The following is a 9467-nucleotide window of genomic DNA, read 5'->3' as shown; positions in this document are numbered from 1 at the left end:
CCCCCCCCCCCCCCCCCCCCCCACCCCCCCCCCCCCCCCCCCCCCCCCCCTCCCAAAAAAACATTTTTTTGTCGTGGTTCGTCGGCAGCGTCAGATGTGTATAAGAGACAGATTCAGGGGTATGCCATAACCAAATCATTTAGTTTTTTAGGCTCAGTACTTGCTTGAGTTCTTCTATTTTCGCATTTTTTCTTTCAACCTTCGCCTCAAGCTCCTCTATTCTTTTTTCTTGCTGGAGGATCATCTTCTGCATCAGTTCTATTTCTTTGGTGTTGCCATTGTTCAGGTTTCCCTGATTAGGATCTGTGCCATCGCCTATAAAGGCTTCGATTGGTTTGTCTAAAATGGCAGCAATCTGCAATAGGCGGTCCATGGACAGGCTTACCTCGCCAGTTTCTATTTTTTGGTAGGCGCTTTGGCCAATCCCAAGCTCGTTGGCCATATATTCTTGAGTAAGGCACCTTTCGTTTCTGTACTTGCGGATATTGCCGCTCCTTACCGTCTTCATTTCAGTCTTTTTAAGTCTAAGTTTTGATAGCATGTTGTTAGTCAATAGTTTTTTAGGTAGGAATAATATTATTCTCTATAAGGAGAATTTTATGCCGTTTAAGCTTAAAAATGTCCGTTAAGCAGTACCTTAAGATAGCAAATAAGCCTAATTTTATACTAATAAGTTAGTTGAAATTTTGTCAAAAATAAGCAACAAGCTTACCCGAGGTTCAAGTTTGCAAACACCTTATCCAAACGTGTACTTACGTTTTTTAGTGCTGCCTAAGTAAGCCGGGCAGAATGGGCTTACTTTACCAAAACCAAGAGAAAAACATGAAAAAATTAAATGCGCTTAGCAGAGATGAAATGAAAAAAGTTACTGGTGGTGTACAAGGAGGTAGTTATTGTGGGGAGGGGTCGGTACTGGTCCGTTGCGTTTTAAGCTACGATATTATTGTGAACCACCCCGGAGGTATTTGGGGAGCCTGGGGCTGGGAGAGCAATCCGCCTACTTCAGAAACACATACCGCAGTTTGGGGAGGATGCATTCGCTATGAAGAATACGTGGCCAATCAGGCTAACTGCACATTGGATGGAGTAGGAGGGCCATATCCATTAGAACCGTAAACAGAACGTAGAGATATCAAGGGGCCGACAGCCCCTTTTTTAATAAGCTAAAATTCTTTCTACAGCTTCACCAAGCCTTTTCTTCGCCAAAAAATCTTCTTCCAATACCTTGCTCATCGGGATAGCGGTATCTAAGCTCGCGCAACGCATCACCGGCGCATCCAAATATTCGAAACAATGTTCGGCAATCCAGGCCGAAAGCTCTGCTCCAAAACCGTTGGTTAAGGTGTCTTCATGAAGAATAATTACCCGGCCAGTTGCTTTAACGGCTTCTGTAACAGTTTCTCTATCCCAGGGTTGCAGGCTTACCAAATCAACCAACGTGGCTGAAATTTCTGGGTGTTTTTCTAAATATTCGAGTGCCCAATGTACCCCTAAGCCATAAGTGATGATACTCAATTGGTTGCCCTGTTTCAATACATGAGCCTTGCCGATTTCGGTGGTGTAATAGCCGTCGGGTACCAAGCCGCTCAGGCTGCGGTACAAGTATTTGTGTTCGAAATAAATAACAGGATTAGGGTCGTTAACGGCACTGATCAGCAAGCCTTTGGCATCATGAGGAAATGCGGGATAAACCACTTTTAAGCCCGGGGTTTTGGTAAACCAGGCTTCGTTGCTCTGCGAATGGAAAGGCCCTGCGCCTGTGCCCGCACCCGTAGGCATCCGTACAACCACATCGGCCTTCTCGCCCCAGCGGTAATGCGTTTTGGCCAGGTTGTTGACGATCTGATTGAAGCCACAGCTTACAAAGTCGGCAAACTGCATTTCAACCACTGCTTTATAGCCGTTGATAGAAAGGCCCAAGCCAGCTCCCACAATCGCCGATTCGCAGATTGGGGTATTGCGTACCCTTGCTTTGCCAAAAGTGGCTACAAAACCCTCCGTAATCTTAAAGGCACCGCCATATTCGGCAATATCCTGTCCCATTATCACCAGATTCGGGTGTTTTTGCATGCTTTCGCGTAGGCCATCGCTAATGGCATCCAAATAGCGCTTTTCGCTTTGCGCAGTGCCCGGAGCTATTTCTTCGGGTTGGTAAGGCGCATACATGTCAACTTCTTCAGCCCATTCGTTGGCGGTAGGTTCGGCTTCGTTAAAGGCTTCTTCAACCTCGGCTTCAATGCTTGCTTTAAATTCGCTTTTGATGGTGCCAATAAGCTCCTCGTTTAAAATGCCCTGCTCAACAAGATAGGCTTCAAAATTTTTAACAGGGTCTTTAATTGCCCATTCGTCAAAAAGATGTGGAGGAACATATTTGGTGCCCGATGCCTCTTCGTGGCCACGCATTCTAAACGTAAGGCATTCGATAAGTACAGGACGAGGGTTGGTTCTGATATCCTGGGCTACGCGATCAATCGTGTCATACACTTCCAGTAGGTTATTGCCGTCTAGCTGGATGCCTTCTATGCCGTAGCCAATGGCCCGATCTACCAAATGTTTGCAGTTAAACTGCTCGTTTATTGGCGTAGAAAGACCATAGCCATTGTTTTCGATGAGAAAAATAACCGGTAAATTCCATACCGATGCCACGTTGATGGCTTCATGAAAATCGCCTTCGCTGGTAGCGCCCTCGCCAGTAAATACCAAAGTAGCCTTTGGTTGTTTGGCAATGATGTCGGCCAGTGCAATTCCATCGGCCAAAGCCATTTGCGGACCCAAGTGCGAAATCATGCCGATAATTTTATAATCCTGTGTTCCGAAGTGGAAAGAACGGTCGCGACCTTTGGTAAAGCCTGATATTTTGCCCTGCCATTGGGCCATTAGTTTTTTTAAGGGAATATGGCGACTGGTAAAAACGCCCAGATTGCGGTGCATCGGCAAAATATACTCGTCGTTTTGCATGGCCAAAGTGCTGCCCACCGCAATGGCTTCTTGCCCAATACCCGAAAACCATTTGCCAATTCTGCCCTGCCTCAAGAGGATGAGCATCTTTTCTTCAACCATTCTGGGATAAAGTATGGCCTTGTAAAAAGCCAACAGTTGTGCATTGTCTTTACCTTTTCTGTCGAATTGCATATAATTTGGTTAGGTTTTTAAGCTTAGCTAAGCTAGTGATCTTCGGCCTAAGATTCTGGATTTTTCTGTTTTTCTTCCCACTGCTTGGCAAAAGACTTGTTGGCAATTTCTGGCATGCTGCGGTATTTGCCCCAGCTCTTTTTAAAGAACCTTTTCAAAAAGAAATTCTTGGCCTTGCCGCCAACCATATCCATCAACGAACGTTTTTGCATGCCTTTTTTCCAAAGCTTCCAGCCAATTTCTTCTGTTTTGCTGTTTTCGTGCGCACTGGCGGCATCGCGCCTGTTCAGCAGTAGCATTTTGTGGATGTCGATCTTAACCGGGCATACTTCCGAGCACTTGCCGCATAAGCTGGAGGCATAGCTCAGGTGTTTAAACTCGGCCATTCCCTTAAAGTGCGGTGTAATGATAGAGCCAATAGGCCCGCTATAGGTTGTATCGTAGGTATGGCCTCCAATATTTTTATAAACGGGGCAGGCATTTAAGCAGGCGCCACAACGGATGCAATAGAGGGCTTGGCGTTGTTCTTTTTGGGCCAACAGATTGGTACGCCCGTTGTCGAGCAATACCACATACATTTCTTCCGGACCATCGGTTTCGTTGGCCTGACGGGGACCGCTTAAAATGGTATTGTAAACCGTAAGGTTTTGTCCTGTGCCGTGACTGGCAAGCAGTGGCCAAAAAAGGTCGAGGTCAGCGATAGAAGGAATCAGTTTTTCGATGCCTACAATGGCAATGTGGATTTTAGGAAATGTAGTTGATAAACGTGCGTTGCCTTCGTTTTCGGTTAAGGCAATGCTGCCGGTATCGGCAATTAAAAAGTTGCCTCCCGATATGCCGATGTCTGCAGTCAGGTATTTTTCGCGCAACAGTTCTCTTGCCTTTTGGGTGAGTTGCTGAGGCGTTGCATCTATTGGTGTACCAAATTTTTCATGAAACAGTTCGGCAATCTGTTCCTTGCTCAAGTGCATGGCGGGTGTTACAATGTGGTAAGGCGCTTGGCCCAGCAGTTGTACAATGTACTCGCCCAGGTCGCTTTCTAATGATTCGATGTGGTGTGCTTCCAGAAATTCGTTGAGGTGGATTTCTTCGGTCGTCATCGATTTGGATTTAATGACTGTTTTGCCACCTGCTTTCTGGATGATGTTGAGAATTTCTTTTTGTGCTTCGGCCGCATCATTGGCCCAAATGACCTTGCCGCCACGTTTCTGAAAGTTGGCTTCGAATTCGGGCAGGAGCTTATCGAGGTTTTCCATCACGCGCCATTTGATGGTATGTGCTTTTTTCTTTGAGTTTTCGAGATTTTCGAATTTGGATAGCCCACGTTCAACAGCGGTATTGTATCTGCCAATATTGAAATTGATCGTTTTACGGTGCGCTACATCAAATGCCTTTTCATCAGCTTTTACCAAAAAATCTTCTGCCGTTTTACTCATGCCCAAATATACTATAAAATGTAAAATGGATAACGGAAAATGTAAGTGGCAGGTATGTATTTAGCTCCATTTCCTCCTTAAATTTTTTCGCAACCAAGGGCTTTACGTTTGGGCAAGCATAAAAAATCCCGATAGTTTTGGTTATCGGGATTTTTTAATCTTTATTTTACTTTATTTGGTTTTAGGCGTACCATCTGCGTTTTTATCTACTACCGGTCGGTTAGGCCTGTTGGCCAGCTCCCAAGCTAGATAATAGGTTAAATGTGCACGTTTGGCCAATAATTCAAAATTGATTTTGCTCACCTCGTCGCCAGGTTTATGATAATCCTGCTCTAACATGCCATCATAATAGAAAATTACAGGAATGCCCAATTTGGCGAAGTTGTAATGGTCAGAACGGTAGTAGATTTGTTGAGGATCTTTTGGGTCGTCAAACTTGTAATCTAATATCATTTTGGTATAGGTATCGTTCACCTGTTCGGCGAGTTTGCCTAGCTCGGTGCTCAATTTGAAAGAACCTACAGAATATACGTAGTTGGCACTATCAGGTTTGCCCAAATAAGGCTCACCCACACGGCCAATCATATCGGTATTTAAATCGGCAATGGTGTTTTCAACAGGAAATACGGGATGCTCCGAATACCATTCAGAACCTAGAAGGCCTTTTTCTTCACCTACCACAGTCATGAACAAGATACTCCTTTTTGGTCCTTTGCCAGCTTTTTTAGCTTTAGAGAAAGCTTCGGCCATTAACAATACACCGGTAGTACCCGAACCATCATCGTCGGCACCGTTGTTTACTTTGTCTTTGGCATTAGGATCTTGTACCAAACCAATGTGATCGTAGTGGCCGGTAATGATCAATACTTCATTTTTCAATTTTGGATCAGAACCTTCCAAGAAGCCCAATACGTTTTCTGCTCTAACATCGGTCTCTTTACTTTGTGCTGCAAATTGAACTGGAATATTGATTACTGTAGTAGCCGGTTTAACAGTTTCAGCAATTTTTTTCTTGATATCGTCAAGGTTGGTACCTGCTGCTGCCAAGATTTGATTGGCCACCGTTGTACCAATAGTTACCGTTGGCAATGAAGCAGAAGCAGCCATTGCTTTTACTCTTTCAGTTGTTTTTAGGTATGGATTGCCATTTTGCAATACATTTCGCATCTGAGGCGAAAGGTTATCAACGATTTGGTTAATTACTAAAACACCAGCGGCTTTGTGTTCTAATAGGTATTTAAGTTTAACTTGCAAGCTTCCAGCGCCACTAGGTGCTCTTCTGCCTTGTTGTGGTGCAGGAGTGCCTGTTGCAGTTGGGTCGCCAGTAGCAAAAATCATAACTACTTTGCCGGCAACATCTTGGCCTTCGTAATCGTTAAAGCTCTCCTTGTTCATGCCATATCCCGCAAAAATTACAGAATTAGCTTTGATGTCAAAACCTGTTGCACTTACGGTGTTAGGCGTGATATAATAATCTTTAAGACTCTCTTTGGTTTGTCCTCCTACAGTTAAAGCAGATTTAGACAAGCTGATGGAAGCATAGCCCAATTTTTGGAAATAAGGATCATTACCTTCTTTAACAGGTCCTTTCAAGCCAAAGCTTTGGAATTGCTTTTTAATGTAGTCGGCAGCCATCCAAGCTCCTTTTTTGCCGGTTTCCCTGCCTTCAAACTCGTCAGAAGCCAAGATAGACAAGTGGGCCCTGCCACGCTCTGGATTTATGGTCTGACCAAATTTGACGGCGTTTTGGTCTTTCTGCGCCGTCGCACTCAGGCTCAGCATTACTGCAAGCCCGGTGTATAGAAATTGTTTTTTCATCAAATTTTGGTTAAGTTTTATTATATAAGTCAGCTGGCTTTGGGTTAACCGACCTTTGGTCTTCAACCTTCTGCCTTGTAAGTTAGCAAGCTATTTTGTCGACCCTCTTCTCGTGTCGGCCTCCTTCAAAAGGCGTATTTAAGAAAGTGGTTGCCATTTCCTTAGCCAATTCAGTCGATACAAACCTTGCCGGAATGCAGATGATGTTGGCGTTGTTGTGCTGTCTGGCCAATGCCGCAATTTCTTTTTCCCAGCAAATGGCGGCCCTGATTTGCTGGTGTTTGTTGGCTGTAATGGCTACGCCGTTGGCACTGCCGCAAACCAAAATCCCGAAATCAAATTCCTTGCTTTCTACCGCTGATGCTACTGGATGTGCGAAATCGGGATAGTCGACCGAATCCGCGCTATGCGTGCCAAAGTCTTTTATTTCGTAATCCGATAGGTAGGTTTTGAGCATTTCTTTGTATTCAAAACCGGCGTGGTCTGCGCCAATTGCAATTTTTAGTTTTGGGTTTGTAGCCATTCTCAAATTTATATAGAATTATGGAGCTTATGCGTAAATTTTTTGTTGCGACATATCGCCATTAAAAGGAGCTAATTTAGCTGCTTGCAACGTGCTTTGAAAATTGTATAGCCACAGATTCATAGCTTTGTTTTGGCCGGATGTTGGCCTTGCTTATAAAAACTGTTCACCTGTGGCTCAAGGCTAAGCCTTATAGAGCTCTTTTTCTGCCTTTAGCTTTTTCTTTTCAATATTGGCCGAAATCATGATGCTCAATTCGTAAAGCAGGAACAAAGGCAGGGCTACGATCATCATGGTATACGGATCGGCAGTAGGTGTAACTACGGCGGCAATCACCAAAATCAAAATGGCCGCATATCTTCTGCTCTTGCGCATAAACTTAGGGGTCATTACACCCAGTTTCGAAAGGATGAAGATGACAACCGGCAACTGAAAAATAATACCCGTTCCTAAAGTCAGGGTTAGTACCGTTGACAAATAAGAATCAATGGTGAAGGTATTTTGTATGCTCGGATCAACAGTAAAGTTGATCAAGAAGTTGATGGAAAGCGGACAGATGATGTAATATCCAAAAAGTACGCCCAAGAAGAACAAAACAGAGGCAAAAAATACAAAGCCTCTGGCCGATTTGCGCTCGGCTTCTAACAAGGCGGGTTTAATGAACAACCAGATTTCAAACAACAAATAGGGGATGCCCAAAATGATACCAGCCGTAATACAAGAGTTCATTTGCAAAGTAAACTGGCCCGACATTTCGGTGTTGATGATTTTTGCATCGATTTTTTGGATACAAAACTCCTTGCCAATTACTGAAGGAAACATTTCATAAAGCTTACACATCATGCGATACGTCCAAAAGGCTGGGTTTTTTGGCATCATGATGATGTCGGCCCAAATGAAATCGGAAAAATAGAAGGCAAAACAAGTTAGGATGGTTACTACAAGCAGCCCTCTTAACAGGTGTTTCCTCAATACGTCAAGATGGTCGAAAAAAGACATCTCTGCCTCTAGGCTTTTCCCTTTGTTTTTGATCGAATCGATCAGGTCTTTTGCTTTATTGTCGCTCATTGAAAATAGTTGTAAACAAAAATACCATTCTGTTTGATATAGAATGGTATTTACGATTTAAATCTATAAAAAGATTAAATTATTTGGACATAATCCTTTTTATTCTGAGAATTCGAATGTTTCCATGAATTTGGTGGTAAAGTTGCCCGCCCTAAAGTTAGGGTCTTTCATCAGTTTCAAATGGAACGGAATGGTGGTTTTAACTCCTTCGATCACAAATTCGCTCAAGGCACGCTCCATGGTACAGATCGCCTCCTCGCGGGTTTGGGCCACACAAATCAGTTTGGCAATCATCGAATCGTAGTTAGGCGGAATTTGATAGCCCGCATATACGTGGGTATCAACGCGTACACCATGTCCACCCGGCGAGTGGAAGTTGGTAATCTTGCCTGGCGAAGGCCTGAAGTTGTTGAAAGGATCTTCGGCATTGATACGGCATTCGATGGCATGCATATCAGGCATGTAATTCTTGCCCGAAATCGGAATGCCAGCGGCTACTTTGATTTGTTCTTTGATCAAATCGAAGTTGATCACTTCCTCGGTTACCGGATGCTCTACCTGGATGCGGGTATTCATTTCCATGAAGTAGAAGTTGCGGTGTTTGTCGACCAAAAACTCTACGGTACCAGCGCCTTCGTAGTTTACGGCCAAGGCGCCTTTAATGGCGGCTTCGCCCATTTTTTGACGCAATTCTGGTGTCATAAATGGAGAAGGAGCTTCTTCTACCAATTTCTGGTGACGGCGCTGAATAGAGCAATCCCTTTCGGACAAGTGGCAGGCTTTGCCATATTGGTCGCCAATGATTTGGATTTCGATGTGGCGTGGATCTTCGATGTATTTTTCGAGGTAAAGGCCGTCGTTGCCAAAGGCTGCGCCAGATTCCTGACGGGCACTGTCCCAAGCGGCTTCAAAATCTTCATCTTTCCACACAATGCGCATCCCACGACCGCCGCCGCCGGCAGTAGCTTTTAAGATAACAGGGTAACCCATTTCGTTGGCAATCCTGATGCCGTCTTTTACGCTTTCCAGCAAGCCTTCAGAACCTGGAATGGTGGGTACGCCAGCGTTCTTCATCGTTTCTTTGGCCGATGATTTGTCGCCCATGCTGTTGATTTGCTCTGGCGTAGCGCCGATAAATTTGATTCCGTAATCGCGGCAAACCGACGAAAACTTGGCGTTTTCAGACAAGAAGCCATAACCCGGATGGATGGCATCGGCATTGGTTAGCTCTGCCGCAGAGATGATATTAGGGATGCTCAGGTAAGAATCCTTACTTGGTGGCGGACCTATACAAACAGCCTCATCGGCAAAACGTACGTGCAAGCTCTCCCGATCAGCTGTAGAGTAAACCGCAACGGTTTTTATGCCCATTTCCTTACAGGTACGGATAATACGCAAAGCGATTTCGCCCCTGTTGGCAATTAATATTTTTTTAAACATGCTTTTATATTTGAGATAAGAGATTGCAGACATGTAAAGCGCAACAAAAT

Annotated in this window: 8 protein-coding genes; 1 reads left to right on the top strand and 7 read right to left on the bottom strand. The window is 44.4% G+C overall.

The annotated features are described in order from the left end of the window. Window positions 1–139: 139 nt before the first annotated feature. Window positions 140–508: a helix-turn-helix domain-containing protein gene (locus JHD69_RS11710; RefSeq protein ID WP_199140521.1), complete on the bottom strand. Its 369-nt coding sequence runs from the start codon at window positions 506–508 to the stop codon at window positions 140–142. Between the two features lie 281 nt (window positions 509–789). Here JHD69_RS11710 and JHD69_RS11705 point away from each other — a divergent pair, with 281 nt between their 5' ends. Next, window positions 790–1116 carry a hypothetical protein gene (locus JHD69_RS11705; RefSeq protein WP_199140520.1) on the top strand — a complete coding sequence of 109 codons (327 nt, stop codon included), beginning with the start codon at window positions 790–792 and terminating at the stop codon, window positions 1114–1116. 39 nt (window positions 1117–1155) lie between these two features. On the opposite strand, the gene JHD69_RS11700 is transcribed toward JHD69_RS11705, so the two are convergent. The 6 genes from JHD69_RS11700 to accC all read right to left on the bottom strand — a co-directional run bounded on the left by JHD69_RS11700 (window position 1156) and on the right by accC (window position 9417). Then, window positions 1156–3132 carry an alpha-ketoacid dehydrogenase subunit alpha/beta gene (locus tag JHD69_RS11700; protein WP_199140519.1) on the bottom strand — a complete coding sequence of 659 codons (1977 nt, stop codon included), beginning with the start codon at window positions 3130–3132 and terminating at the stop codon, window positions 1156–1158. A gap of 47 nt (window positions 3133–3179) precedes the next feature. Beyond that, window positions 3180–4568, bottom strand: coding sequence for a LutB/LldF family L-lactate oxidation iron-sulfur protein (locus JHD69_RS11695; RefSeq protein ID WP_199140518.1), 1389 nt, complete (start codon window positions 4566–4568; stop codon window positions 3180–3182). Between the two features lie 171 nt (window positions 4569–4739). Continuing rightward, window positions 4740–6386, bottom strand: a complete 1647-nt coding sequence (locus JHD69_RS11690; protein ID WP_199140517.1) for a M28 family peptidase — start codon at window positions 6384–6386, stop codon at window positions 4740–4742. An 82-nt stretch (window positions 6387–6468) separates the two neighbouring features. Beyond that, window positions 6469–6909, bottom strand: coding sequence for a ribose 5-phosphate isomerase B (gene rpiB / locus JHD69_RS11685; RefSeq protein WP_199140516.1), 441 nt, complete (start codon window positions 6907–6909; stop codon window positions 6469–6471). Window positions 6910–7092: 183 nt separating this feature from the next. Then, the gene (gene tatC / locus JHD69_RS11680) at window positions 7093–7977 is read right to left on the bottom strand and encodes a twin-arginine translocase subunit TatC (protein WP_199140515.1); all 885 of its coding nucleotides are present in this window, start codon (window positions 7975–7977) and stop codon (window positions 7093–7095) included. A gap of 99 nt (window positions 7978–8076) precedes the next feature. Continuing rightward, window positions 8077–9417 carry an acetyl-CoA carboxylase biotin carboxylase subunit gene (gene accC, locus JHD69_RS11675; protein WP_199140513.1) on the bottom strand — a complete coding sequence of 447 codons (1341 nt, stop codon included), beginning with the start codon at window positions 9415–9417 and terminating at the stop codon, window positions 8077–8079. Window positions 9418–9467 lie beyond the last annotated feature (50 nt).

This window comes from Pedobacter sp. ASV12 (assembly GCF_016429155.1).
Classification (GTDB): domain Bacteria; phylum Bacteroidota; class Bacteroidia; order Sphingobacteriales; family Sphingobacteriaceae; genus Pedobacter.
Note: the sequence above shows the minus strand (reverse complement) of the source record. Positions and strands in the feature narration are given on the sequence as shown.